The organism is Massilia sp. SYSU DXS3249, from assembly GCF_053668055.1.
Genome location: NZ_JBSIPX010000001.1, coordinates 321,198 through 335,584, shown reverse-complemented (window position 1 = coordinate 335,584; position 14,387 = coordinate 321,198). Strand labels below are relative to the sequence as shown.

The following is a 14,387-nucleotide window of genomic DNA, read 5'->3' as shown; positions in this document are numbered from 1 at the left end:
GGGCATCGTGCGCCCGACCGGACAAACCGGATAAAAATACCACGTTCGTTGCGCAGGTGCAGCAATTATTACGCAATCGACGCACCAATTCGGTGCATCGCTGTTGGTTTTACTCTGCCCTCACCTTCACGTAGCGACCCGGCGCCGGCTCGGACGGCAGGTATCGCTCGTTGCCGGGCTGGCCAGGCGCCGGTACTTCCGCGCCACCGTTCTCCTGCAGGAAGCGCGCCCACTCCGGCCACCAGCTGCCCTTGCGCTCTTCCGCACCGGCGAACCACTCGTCCGGCGTGCGCAGGCGGCTCTTGCCGGTCTTCTCGTTGATCCAGTAGCTGCGCTTGTTCTTCGAGGCAGGATTGATCACCCCGGCGATATGGCCCGAGGCGCCCAGCACGTAGCGGTTGGCCTTGGCGTTCTTCGGGTTGAGCAGGTTCATCGAGGCGAAGGCCGCCTGCCAGGGCACGATATGGTCTTCCTTCGAGCCGTAGATGAAGACCGGGCAGTCGATGCGGCCGAGGTCGACCGGCACGCCGCACACGTTCAGCTTGCCCGGATGCTTGAGCTTGTCCTCCAGGTAGGTGTTGCGCAGGTACCAGCAGAACATCGGACCCGGCAGGTTGGTGCTGTCGGCGTTCCAGTACAGCAGGTCGAAGGCTGGCGGGGTCTTGCCCTTCAGGTAGTTTTGCTGGACGTAGTTCCACACCAGGTCGTTCGGGCGCAGGGCCGAGAAGGTGGTGGCAAGGTCGCCGCCCGGCATGATGCCGCCCTTGGCCAGCTTCTGCTCGCGCAGCGCCACCTGGGTTTCGTCGACGAAGACTTCGAGCACGCCGGTGTCGGAAAAGTCGAGCAGGGTCGTCAGCAGGCTCAGGCTGGCCGCCGGCTGGCGGTCGCGCGCGGCCAGCACCGACAGGGCCGTGGCCGCGATCGTGCCGCCGACGCAGAAGCCGAACACGTGCACCTTGTCCTGGCCACTGATCTCGCGTGCAACGTCGATCGCCTCGATCGCGCCGCGCTCGACGTAGTCGTCCCAGGTGAGCGAGCCCATCGATTTGTCCGGGTTGCGCCACGAGACCATGAAGACGGTATTGCCCTGGTCCACCACATAGCGCACCAGCGAGTTTTCCGGCTGCAGGTCGAGGATGTAGAACTTGTTGATGCACGGCGGAATCATCAGCAGCGGCACCGCGCGCACGTTCGGCGTCGTCGGCGTGTACTGGATCAGCTGGAACAGCTCGTTCTCGTAGACCACATGGCCGGGCGCCGTGCCGACGTTCACGCCGACCTCGAAGGCCGACTCGTCCGACTGCGAAATGCGGCCCTTCTGCATGTCGGCCAGCATGTTCTGCAAGCCCTTGGTCAGGCTCTCGCCCTTGGTCTCGATCAGCTTGGCATGGACTTCCGGGTTGGTGGCGAGGAAGTTGGCAGGCGACATCGCATCGACCATCTGCTGCACCGTGAAGCGGATCTTCTGGCGCTCGCGCGGGCCGGCCTCGACCGCATCGGCCAGGGCCAGCATGAATTCGCCGTTCAGCAGGTAGGACGCGGCGGTGAAGGCGGAGAACGGGCTGGCCGTCCACTCCGAACTCGAGAAGCGCTTGTCGTGGATCTCGGGCGTCTTGCCGGACATGAAGTCCTGCCACAGCTTGCCCGCCTTCTGCAGGTAATCCTGGCGCAGCGCGTCCAGCCGGGCCGGCGCGAGGGTGACGCCGAAGTCCTTGAACACGGCGGCAAGCGGATTGGCGGCGCCGCCCTGCGGGGCGCCGGGGGCGGCCACAGGAGCCAGCGCGGTGTTCATCCAGCCTTGCCAGGCGGTCGGATCGGTGAACTGGTTCATCCAGGTAGCGGCAAAAGCTTGGGGGTCGGGCATGTTCATGTCGGCGTCCGTTGTTAGAATCGGGTTGTCAACTGGAGAAAAGCATGTGGATTGTTGCAATTGGCTGGAGCTATGTCGTCATCCTGATGGCGGCGACGGAAACGTCCGTCGTCGCGGGAATCATGACATTTTTAATTTACTGCATGATACCCCTGTCTATACTTTTTTACCTGACCGGCTCGAAGCGTCGCCGGGCACGGCGTGCGGCAGCAAACTCGGCAGCAAGCGCGCCAGCACCGGCCGGCACGCGCCAGGACGACGGCTCGGCCGCCGCAACGGCGGCCGTGGTCGTCCCGGCGGCGTCGTGCGGCGGCCACGCAGGGGGCGACGGCGGTTGCGGCGGGGATTAGAAGTATTGATGACGCCGGGGCGCGTCACTTGAGCCAGATCAAACTCGCCTGGCGGCCGGTCACGCCATCGCGACGGTACGAATAGAAGCGGTCGCGCTCGACGGCCGTGCAATGCAGGCCGCCGGCCACGCTCGTGATGCCATCCTCTTCCAGCATCAGGCGCGCCAGCGCGAACATGTCGGCCGTGTACTTGCCGCCGCGCTCGGGATGGCGGACAAAAGCGAAGCCGACGTCGTGCCCCGGCAGGGCTGCCGCGAAACTGTCGAACACGTCCTGCCCGACTTCGAAGGCGGTCGGCCCGATCGCCGGCCCCATCCAGGCCGTGATGCCGCCCGCCCCTGCCGCGCGCATGGCGGCAATGGTTTGCCCCAGCACGCCGCCGGCGAGGCCGCGCCAGCCCGCGTGGGCGGCGCCGACCACCTTGCCGTCGAGGTCGGCGAACAGCACCGGCAGGCAGTCTGCGGTCAGGATGGCGCATACCACACCCGCACCGGTGGCGATGCTGGCGTCGCCGGTGCGCACCGGCTGGCCGGGGCCGACCGTGGCGGCATCGACCACGGCCGCACCGTGCACCTGGGCGATCCAGGCCGGGCGGCCGGGCAGGAAGGCCTGCAGGCGAGTCCGGTTTTCAAGCACATGCGCCGGATCGTCGCCCACGTGCAGGCCGAGGTTCAGCCCGCCGCCGCCGCGCCCGTCGTCATACGGCGCCACCGACAGGCCGCCGGCGCGCGTCGTCGCCAGCGCACCGACATTGGCCGGCACGTCCGGCCAGTCGGGCACGATCAGGTGGGCGCCGTCCAGCCCGTCCATTACACGGCTTCCGGTTCGGCAATGCCGGCGCGGGCGATCAGCTCGGCGAAGTCCTGCGCCAGCGGCACGACCCATTCGCATTGCTCGCCCGTTTCCGGATGCACCAGGCCGAGGCGGCGCGCCTGCAGCGCCTGGCGGTGGAACACCGGGCTCAGGTGGGTCTTGCCGTAGACCGAGTCGCCGACCAGGCCGAAGCCGATCGAGAGCATGTGCACGCGGATCTGGTGGGTACGGCCCGTTTCCAAGCGGCACTGCACCAGGCTCACCGGACGGCGGTCGAGCATGCCTTCCGCGACGCGCGTGTAATGGGTGATGGCCGGCTTGGCGCCCAGGCTGGTCGAGACCGCCATCTTGACGCGGTCCTTCGGGTGACGCCCCATCGACGCATCGATGGTGCCGGACAGTTGCGGCGTGCCCCACACCAGGGCGAAATATTCACGTTTCACCGTGCGCGCCTGCAGCTGGCGCACGAGGTCGGTCTGCGCCGCCAGCGTCTTGCCGACGACCATCAGGCCGCTGGTGTCCTTGTCGAGGCGGTGCACGATGCCCGCGCGCGGCACCGAGGCCAGTTGCGGCGCGTGGTGCAGCAGGCCGTTGAGCAGGGTCCCCGTCCAGTTGCCGGCGCCCGGGTGCACGACCAGGCCGGCCGGCTTGTTGATGACGAGGATGTGCTCGTCTTCATAGACGATGTTCAGCTCGATCGCCTCGGGGGCAAAGGCGGTGTCCTCGGGCGCCGGCTGCGGGCGCACTTCGATCGTTTCGTCGCCATAGGCGGTGTCCTTGCCGCGTGCCGGCTTGCCGTCGACCAGCACGTTGCCCTGCTCGAACCACAGCTGCAGGCGGCTGCGCGAGAATTGCGGGACGAGGCTTGCCACGACCTTGTCGAGACGCTGCCCGCAGGCTTCCTCGCCCAGGTGCAGGGTGATCGGGGAGAGGTCGATGCCGCTCGGAGGCAAAGCAAACTCGGCATCGATTTCGTCGTCGAAATCGGGGTCCAGGGGCAAATCGGCCGAATTCGGCGCAGTTGTTAATATCACGTCAGTCCCATCGGCTATAATCAGCCGTTCGTTGAATTTCAGTAAAACTTCGGTAAAACTTTTCTGCAAAAAGCTATGCAAAAAAAACTGTTGGTGGTGGTTGCTACAAGTGTCCTGCTGGGCCTGTCCGGTTGCGGCATGCTGCCGGAGCGGTCTGACGAGACCCAGAAGTGGTCAGCGGAGAAATTATACGCTGAGGCACGCGGGGAGATGAGCGCCGGCCAGTACGAGGCCGCCATCAAGCTGTTCCAGCGCCTCGAATCGAACTACCCGTTCGGCACCTACGCCACCCAGGCGCAGATGGAGATCGCCTACGCCCATTATAAGGCGCAGGACCAGGCCGAGGCGATGGCCGCGGTCGAGCGCTTCATCAAGCTGCACCCGAACCACCCGCAGGTCGACTACATGTACTACCTGCGCGGCCTGATCAACTTCAACGACCAGATCGGCTTCCTCAGCGTGATCTATGCCCAGGACCCGACCGAGCGCGACCCGAAGGCGACCCGCGAAGCCTTTGCCGCCTTCAAGGCCCTGGTCGACAAGTTCCCGAACAGCAAGTACACGCCCGACGCGATCGCGCGCATGAACTACCTGATCAATGCGATGGCGGCCTACGAAGTGCACGTGGCGAACTACTACTACCGCCGCGGCGCCTACCTGGCTGCCGTCAACCGCGCCCAGAACGCCGTCGGCGAGTACCCGCAATCGCCTGCGCGCGAGGAAGCGCTGTTCATCATGATCCGCTCCTACGACAAGCTGGGCAATTTCGTGCTGCGCGACGACACCCAGCGCGTCTTCCAGCTGAACTACCCGAACAGCCGCTTCATGAACCCGAACGCCGGCTCCGGCGACGCGCCGTGGTGGCGCTTCTGGTCGAAGTCGGGCCCGAAGGCGGCGCCGAAGGATGTGGTGAAATAATTCAGCGCGACGCACGGATACGTAGGGTGGGCACCCCGTGCCCACGCGGAAACATGAATATGGTTGGCGCCCGTCCGGGCACAGCGTTAGCGCCTCGCTCGGATCGCGGCCAACAATGATCATCGTTCCGCGTGGGCACGGGGTGCCCACCCTACCGCCGCGTTTCACGCGTCCTTACGCCTGAACACCCAGCTGCGCTCCTTCGACTCCCCCGCCACAAACGCATACCCATCCGCATCGAAGGCCTTCAGCGCTTCCGGATCCGTAATGCCGTTCTCGACCGCGTAGCGCGCCATCATTCCGCGCGCGCGCTTGGCATAGAACGAGATGATCTTGTACTTGCCGTTCTTCCAGTCCTCGAACACCGGCGTGATTACCGGCACGGCCAGCTGCCTGGGCTTGACCGATTTAAAGTATTCTTCCGAAGCCAGGTTCACCAGGGCGGTCGAACCCCGCTCGGCGAGCTCGGCGTTCAGGGCGTGCGTGATGCTGTCGCCCCAGAAGGTGTACAGGTCCTTGCCGCCCGGATTGGCCAGCTTCGTTCCCATCTCCAGCCGGTAGGGGTGGATCAGGTCGAGCGGGCGCAGCAGGCCGTACAGGCCCGACAGGATGCGCAGGTGGCGCTGGGCGAAGGCCAGCGCGTCCGCGCCGAGGCTGCGCGCATCGAATCCGGCGTACACGTCACCGTTGAAGGCCATCACGGCCTGGTGGCCCTCGCTGTGGTCGAGCGTCCAGCTGGCATAGCGCGCCACGTTCAGCACGGAGAGCTGGTCGGAAATGTGCATCAGGTCGCCGACCTGGCCTGGCGACAGGTCGCGGAGCACGCCGATCAACTGGGCGGCGCGGTCGGCAAACCGGGGCAGCGTGTGTTCCTGGGTGGGCGTCAGGGTATCGAGGTCGAGGGATTTGGCGGGCGATAAAACGATCAGCATAGCAACTCAAGCAAATAAAACGAATTAAAATTTCCGCCATGATACTCGCTTCACTCAACGGCCGTGCCGAGGCCGCCCAGCCCGTCGTCATCGACACCAATGTCTGCCTCGACCTGTTCGTCTTCCATGACCCGCGCTGGGCCAGCCTGCTCGGCGCGCTCGAACGCGGCGAGCTGCGGGCCGTCACCCGCGCCGACTGCCGCGACGAATACCTGGCCGTGCTGCACTACCCTCACCTGCCGCTTGACGAGGAGAGCCGCCTGCTGGCCGCCGCGCGCTTCGACGCCCTGATGGCAGTCGTCGCCCCGGACAGCAAGCCGGTGCGCCTGCCCGTCTGCAGCGACCGCGACGACCAGAAATTCCTGGAACTCGCGCGCGACGCCGGCGCGGCCATCCTGATCACCAAGGACAAGGCCCTGCTCAAGCTCGGCCGCAAGACGGCCCAGGGCGGCCTGTTCCGCATCATGCTTCCCGAGGCCTGGGTCAAGCTGCAGGCCGCCGCCGCGCTAGAATAATTCGACGCCAACGAGTCCCTGCTGCCATGACCACCCCTGCCCTGCCATCGCGCCTGCCCGCCGTCGGCACCACCATCTTCTCCACCATGTCGGCGCTGGCCAGCGAGCATGGCGCCGTCAACCTCGGCCAGGGCTTCCCCGACTTCGGCTGCGACCCGCGCCTGCTCGATCACGTGACCGAGGCGATGCGCGCCGGCCACAACCAGTATCCCCTGATGACGGGCGTGCCCGCGCTGCGCGAGGCCATCGCCGCCAAGATCGCCACGCTCTACGGGCACCGGTACGACGCCGCGCGCGAGATCACCGTCACCGCCGGCGCAACCCAGGCGCTCACCACCGCCATCCTGTGCTGCATCCACCCGGGCGACGAAGCGATCGTCATCGAACCGGCCTACGACAGCTATGCGCCCGCTGTCATGCTGGCCGGCGGCGTGGTGGTGCCGGTCGCAATGGAAGTGGGAGAATCCGGCTACAGCCTGCCATGGCAGAAGGTGGCGGCCGCGGTCACCCCGCGCACGCGCCTGATCGTCATTAATTCGCCGCACAACCCGACCGGGGCTATCTTGCGCAGCGCCGACCTCGACCAGCTGGCGAGCATCGTCGAGGGGACAAGCATCCTCATCCTGTCGGACGAGGTCTACGAGCACATGGTGTACGACGGGCAGCAGCACGCTTCGGTCGCAACCCACCCGCAACTGGTCGAGCGCGCCTTCGTGGTCTCGAGCTTCGGCAAGACCTATCACGTGACGGGCTGGAAAATCGGCTACGTGGCCGCGCCGGCGGCGCTGAGCGCCGAGTTCCGCAAGGTGCACCAGTACAACGTCTTCACCGTGAATACGCCGATGCAGCACGGTATCGCGCACTACATGCAGGACCCGCGCCCCTACCTCGACCTGCCCGCCTTCTACCAGCGCAAGCGCGACCTGTTCCGCGCGGGGCTGGCAGGCACGCACCTGCGCCTGCTGCCGGCCGACGGCACCTATTTCCAGTGCGTGGACTATGCAGGGGTGTCAAGCATGCCGGAGACGCAGTTCGCCCAGTGGCTGACCACCGAGCTGAAAGTCGCGGCGATTCCCGTCTCGGCTTTCCACAGCGACGCCAGGGAGTCCGGCATCGTGCGCTTCTGCTTTGCGAAGGAAGATGCGACGCTGCAGCTGGCGCTGGAGCGCTTGAGCAAGCTCTAGGACGGTCAGCGCGTCAGCTGCTGCAGCTTGCGGTCGACGAAGGCCTGCAGCTCGGCCGATAAGGTACCGAGCGCCTTCGCCTGGCGGTAGGCGTCGAGCGCCTCTGCGTTGCGCTTGTCGGCCTGCAGGGCAATGCCCAGACCCATCCACCAGACCGCATTCCCGGGCGCGCTGCGCAACGCCGTCTGGTAGTGCTCGACGGCCTCGCCATGGCGCGCCTGGCGCTGCAGGGCGCCGGCCAGGAAGGCGTGGTAATCGCCATTGCCGGCGGCATACGGCAAGGTGCGCAGCAGCGTCTCGATGCCGCTGCGGCCGCGCTCGATCTGCAGGCGCGCCAGCAGCATCGCCAGCGCCGGCTGCCGCGCGTCGAGCGACAGCGCCTGCTGCAGCTGGACCATCGCCTCGTCGCCGCGGTTGGCCTCGATCAGCAGGCTGACCAGGGTCTGGCGCGCCGCGTCGTGCTTCGGATGCGTGCGCAGCACCGCCTGCAGGCCGGCGATAGCTTCGCTGGTGCGGCCTTCCTGCAGGTGTGAAAGCGCGCGCCGGTAATTGTTTTCCACGGCCTGGGCGCCCGTTTCGACGCGGCCCTGCGCCTTGGGCGCGGTATCCGGGGGCGTGCCGGCGGCGGCCTCCCTGCGCTTCAGGGCGGCGAGCCAGGCGGCGTCGGTCTTCGCGCGCGCGGCCGCCCTGGCCTTCTCGTCGCGCAGGCCTTTTTCCGCTGCCGCGCGTTCCGCCTTCGGCAAGGCGGCGATGCGCGTTTCCTCGGCGCGCCAGCGTTTCGCCAGCCGGGCTTCCTCGGCACGGGCACGTTCGCTGGCGACGGCCCAGGAGGTGGTCTCGCCGGCCGGCTGGGCCTCGGCCGCCGCGATCGCCATGGTCGCAGGCGCCGGCGGTGCTTCAGCGCGCGGCGTGCCTTCCCTGGCTGGTTTCACGATGGGCGCGGGCTTCGCGGGCGCTGGAGCCTCTTCGACAGCCGCCGCTTCCTCTGCCGGCGCGGGCGCAAGCTCAGCCACGTGGACGGGCGCAGAGTCGGGAATCGATGCGGCCACCGGCGCCGGCGCGGGCGCGGTCTTCGGTGCAGGCACAGGCGCGGCCGGTTGCACATCGTAGGTCTTGCCCTTGAGCGGCAGGACGAACCAGGCCGTCGCGCCCAGGGCCACGGCGACCAGCGTCGCGGTAATGGCCGCGATGCGGCGCGCCGGCAGGCGGCGCGAGGGTGCCGCCACCGGCTTGATCTCGGGCGGCACGCTTCCGGCGCGCGGATTGCCGCGCGCGTCGAGGTCCTGCAGCATTTTATTAATCAGGCTCATCGTACGAATATCCACGCAAGTCCGGCCGCCGTCGCCGCCAGCGCTCCCATCCCGGCCACCCAAGGCCAGGCCCGGCCCCGGATCGCCAGCGTGTCGCGCGCGGCGGCGGCCACGTGGCCGTTCGTGACCAGCTGCTTGCCTTCGCCGTAGCACAGCATCATGGCCTTGTGCGCCAGGATGTTGACCAGGCGCGGAATCCCGCCGCTGGCCCGGTACAGGCGCGCGACCGCGCCCTGCGAGAACAGCCGCGCCCCGGTGAACCCGGCCACGCGCAGGCGGTGCGCCACATAATAGTCCAGGTCGTCGCGGCTGAGCGGCCCCAGATGGTAGTGGAACGTGATGCGCTGGGCGAGCTGGCGGATCGATTCAAGTTCCAGCTTGCGGTTCAGTTCGGGCTGGCCGAACAGCACGATCTGCAGCAGCTTGCGCTTTTCCGTCTCGAGGTTGGTCAGCAGGCGCAGGGCTTCCAGCGTCTCGACCGGGATCGCCTGGGCTTCGTCCAGGCACAGCACGACCTGCTTGCCTTCGCCGGCCAGCGCCAGCAGGCGTTCGTTCAAGGCTTTGAGCATCTGGTGCTGGGCGACGTACTTGTCGAGCGGCACTTCGAGTTCGTCGGCCAGCGCCAGCATCAGCGTGCGCGGCTCGAGGAAGGGGTTGGGGATGTAGGCGGTCACGAACTCCTCGCCCAGCGTCGCCATGAACTTGCGGCACAGCAGCGTCTTGCCGGTGCCGACCTCGCCCGTGATCTTGATGAAGCCTTCGCCCGTGCGGACAGCCACCAGCAGGGTATTGAGCGCTTCCTGCGAGTGCGGACTGCCGAAAAAATAGCTCGTGTCCGGCGTGATGCCGAACGGCAGTTCGCGCACGCCGAAGTGCTCTGCGTACATTACTTGCGCTCCAGGCTGCGCGGATCGAGCCCCTCGATGCGGCGCGTCGTGTCCAGCAGGTCCTGGCTCCAGTTATTCGCACTGTCGACGATGGTCGGCTTGATCAGTACTACCAGTTCGCGCTTCTGGTTGACCTTGTTCTTGTTGCGGAACAGCGCGCCCAGCACCGGCACCTTGCCGGCGCCCGGCAGCTGGCTGGTGTCGTCGGTCGAGGCCTGGCGCATCAGGCCGCCGATGGCCACCACCTGGCCGTCGCGCCCGCGCACGATGCTGTCGAGTTCCGAGGTCGACGAGGCCGCCAGCGGCAGCGTCAGCGAGCCGGCCGAGCCGAGGTCGATGCCCTTGGTGATGGTCGTTACCTGGCTCACCGACGGGTGCACGTGCAGCAGGATGTTGCCCTTCTCGTCGATCTGCGGCGTCACGTCGAGCACCACGCCCGAGAAGAAGGGCTGCAGCGTGACGCTCGGGGTCACGGTATTGCCGGCGGCGGTCGAATTCGTCGTGGTGGTCACGCCGGTCACGAAGAACTCGTCGGTGCCGATCTTGAGCACGGCCTTCTGGTTATTGACGGCGGCGATGCGCGGGCTCGACAGCACATGCACGCTGCCTTGCTGCTCGAGCAGGGAGATCAGCGCCGCGAAATTATTCGTCTGGAAGGCAAAGCCGAACAGGGCGCCGGCCGCGCTCGCCGCGTTCGACAGCGAGAAGCCCGTGCTGGCGGCCAGGCCGCTGCCGTTGGCGATGACCGGCGGCTGACCTCCCGCAAAGGGCAGCGGGGCCAGGGCGGCGCCCGGCGCGAGCAGGCCGGTCGAGACCCGGTTGCCGTGCGAACTGTTGATCGACGAGAAGCTCGCCCAGTTGATGCCGCTCTGGAACTGGTCGTTCAGCTCGACTTCGAGGATCTTCGCTTCCAGGATGACCTGGCGGTCCACCGACAGCTGGGTCGCCTTCAGGTACATGTCGACGTTGCGCAGCTCGTCCGGCATGGCGCGGATCACCAGCACCCCCGATTGCGGGCTGATGACGACGCTGCGCCCGCCCTCCTTCGAGCCGACGATAGCCTCGATGGCGGCCTTCAGGTCGACCCAGAAGTCGTTGGTCGAGAGCGTGTTGACGTCGGTGCTGTCGCTCTGGGTGCCGCCGTTGGCGCCGTTGTTGCCGTTGTTGTTGTTCGGGACGTTCTGGTTCTGCTGCCCGTTCTGCTGGCCCTGGCTGCCGTTGTTGTTGCTGCCGGCATTCGCCACCGAGGTCGAGGTCACGCGCAGGTTCGAGGAGCCGCGCCGGCTGCCGATCAGGTAGTTTACGTGGAACATGCGCGTCTGCATGGTCAGCGGCCGGATCGTGATCCGGGTGCCGTCGATCTTGTAATCGTAGCCATACATCTCGCGCACGGCTTCCAGCGTTTCGAGCAGGGTCACGTCCTTCAGGTTGGCGCTGATGCTGCCGGCCACGTCGGGGTGCACCAGCATGTTGTAGCGGGTGCCGGCGACAATCGAGCGGAAGAACTGCTGGGCGGGCACGTTGTTGAAGGAGACGTTGAAACGCTCCTCGAGCGCGGGCCTCGCCTTGGGCAACTCGCGCGCCAGGCTGCTGCTCGGCGGCAGCAGCGCATTCGCGACGGCGTCCTCGACCGGCGGCGCGCCGCGGCTGGCGGCGCTGGCTGTGGCCACCTCGCGCTTGATGGCGTCGTAGGTGGCGTGCGGCGGCGAGCTCTGGCAGCCGGCCAGCAGCGCGCCGGCCGCGGCCAGCGCCGGGAGGGAAATGTGTCGCATGGCTGTCGTCTTTTTCATTGCGTATCCGTCTAGGGCCTGGAGCTCATTCATTGCACGTCACTGGTTGCCTGCCCGCCCGGCGCCGCGCATGCCGGCCGCGGGGGGAGGATGCAGGCGCAGGACCTGACGCACGCGTCCGCGCACCAGTTCCACTTCGTTCTGTTCGATGCGCGTCACGCGGGCGCCCTGGAACAGCTCGCCGAGGCGCACCGTCTCGCCGTCGATGACGGCGACGTGGCGCCCGCCGGGCTGGCGCGCGATCAGCACCGACTGCAGCTGCGGCGCGCGTTGTTCAGCAGCGGCTGCAGGCGCGCCCTCCGGGCGTGCCTGCAGCGCCGCCGGCGGACGGGTCGGATCCGGCAAGGCCTGGGCGCCGGCGGCGCCACACATTAACAACAGGAGCCAGGCAAACCGCTTCACAACTTCATCCATTTCGCATCCAGGCTCAGGGTGTACAGGTGCAGGGTCAGGCGCGATGCCGGCCAGGTTTCCGCCTCGAGCTGGGCGCGGCCCCAGAACAGCTGGGTCGGCATCGCTTCGAGCGCCGCCATGTAGGCGATCATGTCCAGGTAATTGCCGCGCACGGTGACTTCGACGCCGTGGCGGTACAGCAGCGCGGCCCCCTGCGCCGGCACCGCCGCCGGCGTGCTCGCCGCCGGCGCAGTCGGTGTCATGCCTGCCGCCGCGGCGGCCGCCGCCACGCCCGCCGGCAAGGCCGGCGCTGTTTGCGCCGCTGCTTGCGACTGCGGCTGCGGCTGCGCTGCGGCGCCCGCGACCGGCTCGGCCGCCAGCGTGCGCATGGCCACCAGCTGCAGCCGTCCGTTGGCGCGCAGGATTGCGTCGACCAGGGGCGCCATGCGCTCCGGCGCCACCAGGCCGTTCTGCATGGCGCGCAGGCTGCCCGCCAGCGCGTCGAGTTCGGCGCGCGCGCTGGCGATGCGCTCGCGCACGGGCGCGTCCGGATCGACCTGGGCCGCCTCCACCTTCACGCGCACCTCGGTGTCGAGTCCTTCGATGTTGTTCTGCTGCTGCACGATCTGGCGGCGCAGCGCCTCCTGCTTCGCGAACATCGGCTTGAGCCCGACGAAAAACGCGACGAACACAATGGCGGCCGCGCCGGCCGCAAACAGCAGCACGCGCTCGCGCAGGGTGAGCGCGTCGACGCGGGCGGCCAGCTGGATCAGGCGCTCTTTCATGGCTTCGCCGGCTCCGCGCCGGAGGACAGGCTGAATTCGACATAGGACGTGGCGGCGCCCGGGGCGGCACCCGCAGTACCGGCGGCGGCAGTGATCTGCATGCCGCCGAAGGACTTGCCCTGCAGGACCGGTTCGCGCGTCAGGCGGTTCAGGTAGCCCGGCACCAGCGCCGGGTCGAGCGCGCGCCCGCGCACGCCGATCTCGGCGCCGGCGCCCTGGATGCTCAGGCCGGTCAGCCAGAGGCCGTCCACATGCTGGCGCGCCAGGGCGCGGAAGTACTCGGCATAGCCGCGGGTGTTGCCGAGTTCGCCTCGTTCCAGGACGCCGGAGACCTCGCGCAGCGCGGCCAGCTGGCGCTGGACCTCGGCCAGTTCACTGTCCAGGGCCGGGTCCTTCTGGCGCGGCGCGAACTCCTTGTTGACGGTGGCCAGGCGCGCCTCGGTCTTCCCGAGCTGCTCGGCGCCGGCGTCGGCCTGGGCCTGCAGGGAGGCCACCCGCATGTTCCCGTACAGCTGGAGCGCGGCCACGCCGACCAGCAGCGCACCCAGCGACGCGGCCATGGTGCGCGCCGAAAAGATCTTCTTCTGCTGCAGGAAGACCGGGTTGAACAGGTTGATCTGCTGGCTCACAGCGCCGTCTCCTCGTGGCGCAACGCGGCGCCCAGCGGCACCAGGAACCGCTGCTGCTGCAGCGGGTCGGCCAGCCCGGGGGCGCGCTCGAAGTCGAACAGCGTGGCCAGGTCGAGCGTGTCGACCGGCGTGTAGAGGTTGCTCGACAGGTAGTCGTCCAGGCCCTGCACGCTCGAGGGCGCCAGCACCAGCTTGGCCACGCTGATGAAGGAATACTGGCGCTCGAAATTGTCGAGCGAACGCTGCAGCTCGAGGGTGACGCGGTCGAAGCTGGCATGGCGCCGCTCCAGGTCCTCGTCGAGCAACTGGTCGAGCGAGAGGTCGATACGGCGCGTCAGGTACAGCTCGCCCCGGTAGGACACGGTCAGCAGGCCGCCCTCCTCGCCGAAGGAGAGCATGGCCACGCCGCGTCCCGGCGGCTCGACCAAAGCCGAGATGTTGCGCTGGGCCGTCTCGGGGATGTCGATCACGGCCAGCTCCACCCTCGCCGCCGTGAACAGCTTCTGGCGCGCCTCGATCACGCTGTTGCGCGCGGCGATGGCGAACATCGAATGCTGGGCCCGCACGGCCGCATTGGGGTCGACCGGCAGGTCGAGCACGTCGATGGTGGCATCGTCGACGTGGAAGTCGAGCATGTCCTTCAGGCGCCAGCGCACCGCCGTCTTCAGTTCGTCGGGCGCCACGTTCGGCGCGTCGACCGAGAGGATCTGGTATTCGCCGCCGGCCAGCACGGTGATAGAGCGGTAGGCATGGGCGTGCAGCTCGCGGCCCGCTTTCTCGAGCAGCTCGGCGTAGTTTTTTCCCGGGTAGAACACGGCCTGGCGCACCTGGGGACGAATATCGGGAGAGGTCTGCATGCTGATGACGGCGAGGCCGTCGCGTTGCAGCGCGATGGCGAGCCAGCCTTCTCTTTTCTTTGCTTTTCTAAAAAAACGCATGCGGGCCGTGGTGGAGTGAAGCGGGCTTCGGACAAGGGT

General features: G+C 67.6%; 15 protein-coding genes. 4 read left to right on the top strand and 11 right to left on the bottom strand.

Going from position 1 to position 14,387, the window contains the following annotated elements; all coding sequences use genetic code 11:
- Window positions 1-109: 109 nt before the first annotated feature.
- Entirely contained in the window at window positions 110-1,870 is a 1,761-nt protein-coding gene (gene phaC / locus ACWCIA_RS01525; RefSeq protein WP_454160289.1) for a class I poly(R)-hydroxyalkanoic acid synthase, read from the bottom strand.
- Window positions 1,871-1,914: 44 nt separating this feature from the next.
- Here phaC and ACWCIA_RS01520 point away from each other — a divergent pair, with 44 nt between their 5' ends.
- Window positions 1,915-2,220, top strand: a complete 306-nt coding sequence (locus tag ACWCIA_RS01520; RefSeq protein WP_454160287.1) for a hypothetical protein — start codon at window positions 1,915-1,917, stop codon at window positions 2,218-2,220.
- Between the two features lie 24 nt (window positions 2,221-2,244).
- Here the strand turns inward: ACWCIA_RS01520 and pgeF are convergent, their stop codons facing one another.
- Window positions 2,245-3,030 (bottom strand): peptidoglycan editing factor PgeF, encoded by a 786-nt coding sequence (gene pgeF, locus ACWCIA_RS01515; protein ID WP_454160285.1) that lies wholly within the window; start codon window positions 3,028-3,030, stop codon window positions 2,245-2,247.
- Window positions 3,030-4,067 (bottom strand): RluA family pseudouridine synthase, encoded by a 1,038-nt coding sequence (locus ACWCIA_RS01510; protein ID WP_454160283.1) that lies wholly within the window; start codon window positions 4,065-4,067, stop codon window positions 3,030-3,032. The genes pgeF and ACWCIA_RS01510 overlap by 1 nt, the downstream gene beginning before the upstream one ends.
- A 75-nt stretch (window positions 4,068-4,142) precedes the next feature.
- Between ACWCIA_RS01510 and ACWCIA_RS01505 the strand changes: the two genes are divergently transcribed.
- Window positions 4,143-4,985 carry an outer membrane protein assembly factor BamD gene (locus tag ACWCIA_RS01505; RefSeq protein ID WP_454160281.1) on the top strand — a complete coding sequence of 281 codons (843 nt, stop codon included), beginning with the start codon at window positions 4,143-4,145 and terminating at the stop codon, window positions 4,983-4,985.
- 164 nt (window positions 4,986-5,149) lie between these two features.
- Here ACWCIA_RS01505 and yaaA read toward each other — a convergent pair whose 3' ends face one another.
- Window positions 5,150-5,917 carry a peroxide stress protein YaaA gene (gene yaaA / locus ACWCIA_RS01500; RefSeq protein ID WP_454160279.1) on the bottom strand — a complete coding sequence of 256 codons (768 nt, stop codon included), beginning with the start codon at window positions 5,915-5,917 and terminating at the stop codon, window positions 5,150-5,152.
- Between the two features lie 38 nt (window positions 5,918-5,955).
- Between yaaA and ACWCIA_RS01495 the strand changes: the two genes are divergently transcribed.
- Both ACWCIA_RS01495 and ACWCIA_RS01490 read left to right on the top strand, forming a co-directional pair.
- Window positions 5,956-6,432, top strand: coding sequence for a putative toxin-antitoxin system toxin component, PIN family (locus ACWCIA_RS01495; RefSeq protein WP_454160277.1), 477 nt, complete (start codon window positions 5,956-5,958; stop codon window positions 6,430-6,432).
- Between the two features lie 26 nt (window positions 6,433-6,458).
- Window positions 6,459-7,616, top strand: a complete 1,158-nt coding sequence (locus tag ACWCIA_RS01490) for a pyridoxal phosphate-dependent aminotransferase (protein ID WP_454160275.1) — start codon at window positions 6,459-6,461, stop codon at window positions 7,614-7,616.
- A gap of 5 nt (window positions 7,617-7,621) precedes the next feature.
- Here the strand turns inward: ACWCIA_RS01490 and ACWCIA_RS01485 are convergent, their stop codons facing one another.
- Genes ACWCIA_RS01485 through ACWCIA_RS01455 form a run of 7 tightly spaced genes read right to left on the bottom strand, consistent with a single transcriptional unit; the run spans window position 7,622 to window position 14,348 of the window.
- A complete protein-coding gene (locus ACWCIA_RS01485; RefSeq protein WP_454160273.1) occupies window positions 7,622-8,926 on the bottom strand; it encodes a tetratricopeptide repeat protein in 1,305 nt (434 codons plus the stop codon).
- On the bottom strand, window positions 8,923-9,813 hold the full coding sequence (locus tag ACWCIA_RS01480) for an ExeA family protein (protein ID WP_454160271.1): 891 nt from the start codon (window positions 9,811-9,813) through the stop codon (window positions 8,923-8,925). The genes ACWCIA_RS01485 and ACWCIA_RS01480 overlap by 4 nt, the downstream gene beginning before the upstream one ends.
- Entirely contained in the window at window positions 9,813-11,585 is a 1,773-nt protein-coding gene (gene mshL, locus ACWCIA_RS01475) for a pilus (MSHA type) biogenesis protein MshL (protein WP_454160269.1), read from the bottom strand. The genes ACWCIA_RS01480 and mshL overlap by 1 nt, the downstream gene beginning before the upstream one ends.
- A gap of 57 nt (window positions 11,586-11,642) precedes the next feature.
- Window positions 11,643-12,017: a hypothetical protein gene (locus tag ACWCIA_RS01470; protein WP_454160267.1), complete on the bottom strand. Its 375-nt coding sequence runs from the start codon at window positions 12,015-12,017 to the stop codon at window positions 11,643-11,645.
- Window positions 12,002-12,781, bottom strand: a complete 780-nt coding sequence (locus ACWCIA_RS01465; RefSeq protein ID WP_454160265.1) for a hypothetical protein — start codon at window positions 12,779-12,781, stop codon at window positions 12,002-12,004. The genes ACWCIA_RS01470 and ACWCIA_RS01465 overlap by 16 nt, the downstream gene beginning before the upstream one ends.
- Window positions 12,778-13,410 (bottom strand): PilN domain-containing protein, encoded by a 633-nt coding sequence (locus tag ACWCIA_RS01460; protein WP_454160263.1) that lies wholly within the window; start codon window positions 13,408-13,410, stop codon window positions 12,778-12,780. The genes ACWCIA_RS01465 and ACWCIA_RS01460 overlap by 4 nt, the downstream gene beginning before the upstream one ends.
- On the bottom strand, window positions 13,407-14,348 hold the full coding sequence (locus ACWCIA_RS01455) for an agglutinin biogenesis protein MshI (RefSeq protein WP_454160261.1): 942 nt from the start codon (window positions 14,346-14,348) through the stop codon (window positions 13,407-13,409). Before ACWCIA_RS01455 ends, ACWCIA_RS01460 begins: the two co-directional genes overlap by 4 nt.
- Between the last annotated feature and the right edge of the window lie 39 nt (window positions 14,349-14,387).

Coding starts and splice junctions, on each gene's coding strand:
- phaC (WP_454160289.1), bottom strand. CDS start 1,870: ATGAACATGCCCGACCCCCAAGCTTTTGCCGCTACCTGGATGAACCAG.
- ACWCIA_RS01520 (WP_454160287.1), top strand. CDS start 1,915: ATGTGGATTGTTGCAATTGGCTGGAGCTATGTCGTCATCCTGATGGCG.
- pgeF (WP_454160285.1), bottom strand. CDS start 3,030: ATGGACGGGCTGGACGGCGCCCACCTGATCGTGCCCGACTGGCCGGAC.
- ACWCIA_RS01505 (WP_454160281.1), top strand. CDS start 4,143: ATGCAAAAAAAACTGTTGGTGGTGGTTGCTACAAGTGTCCTGCTGGGC.
- yaaA (WP_454160279.1), bottom strand. CDS start 5,917: ATGCTGATCGTTTTATCGCCCGCCAAATCCCTCGACCTCGATACCCTG.
- ACWCIA_RS01495 (WP_454160277.1), top strand. CDS start 5,956: ATGATACTCGCTTCACTCAACGGCCGTGCCGAGGCCGCCCAGCCCGTC.
- ACWCIA_RS01490 (WP_454160275.1), top strand. CDS start 6,459: ATGACCACCCCTGCCCTGCCATCGCGCCTGCCCGCCGTCGGCACCACC.
- ACWCIA_RS01485 (WP_454160273.1), bottom strand. CDS start 8,926: ATGAGCCTGATTAATAAAATGCTGCAGGACCTCGACGCGCGCGGCAAT.
- ACWCIA_RS01480 (WP_454160271.1), bottom strand. CDS start 9,813: ATGTACGCAGAGCACTTCGGCGTGCGCGAACTGCCGTTCGGCATCACG.
- mshL (WP_454160269.1), bottom strand. CDS start 11,585: ATGCGACACATTTCCCTCCCGGCGCTGGCCGCGGCCGGCGCGCTGCTG.
- ACWCIA_RS01470 (WP_454160267.1), bottom strand. CDS start 12,017: ATGGATGAAGTTGTGAAGCGGTTTGCCTGGCTCCTGTTGTTAATGTGT.
- ACWCIA_RS01465 (WP_454160265.1), bottom strand. CDS start 12,781: ATGAAAGAGCGCCTGATCCAGCTGGCCGCCCGCGTCGACGCGCTCACC.
- ACWCIA_RS01455 (WP_454160261.1), bottom strand. CDS start 14,348: ATGCGTTTTTTTAGAAAAGCAAAGAAAAGAGAAGGCTGGCTCGCCATC.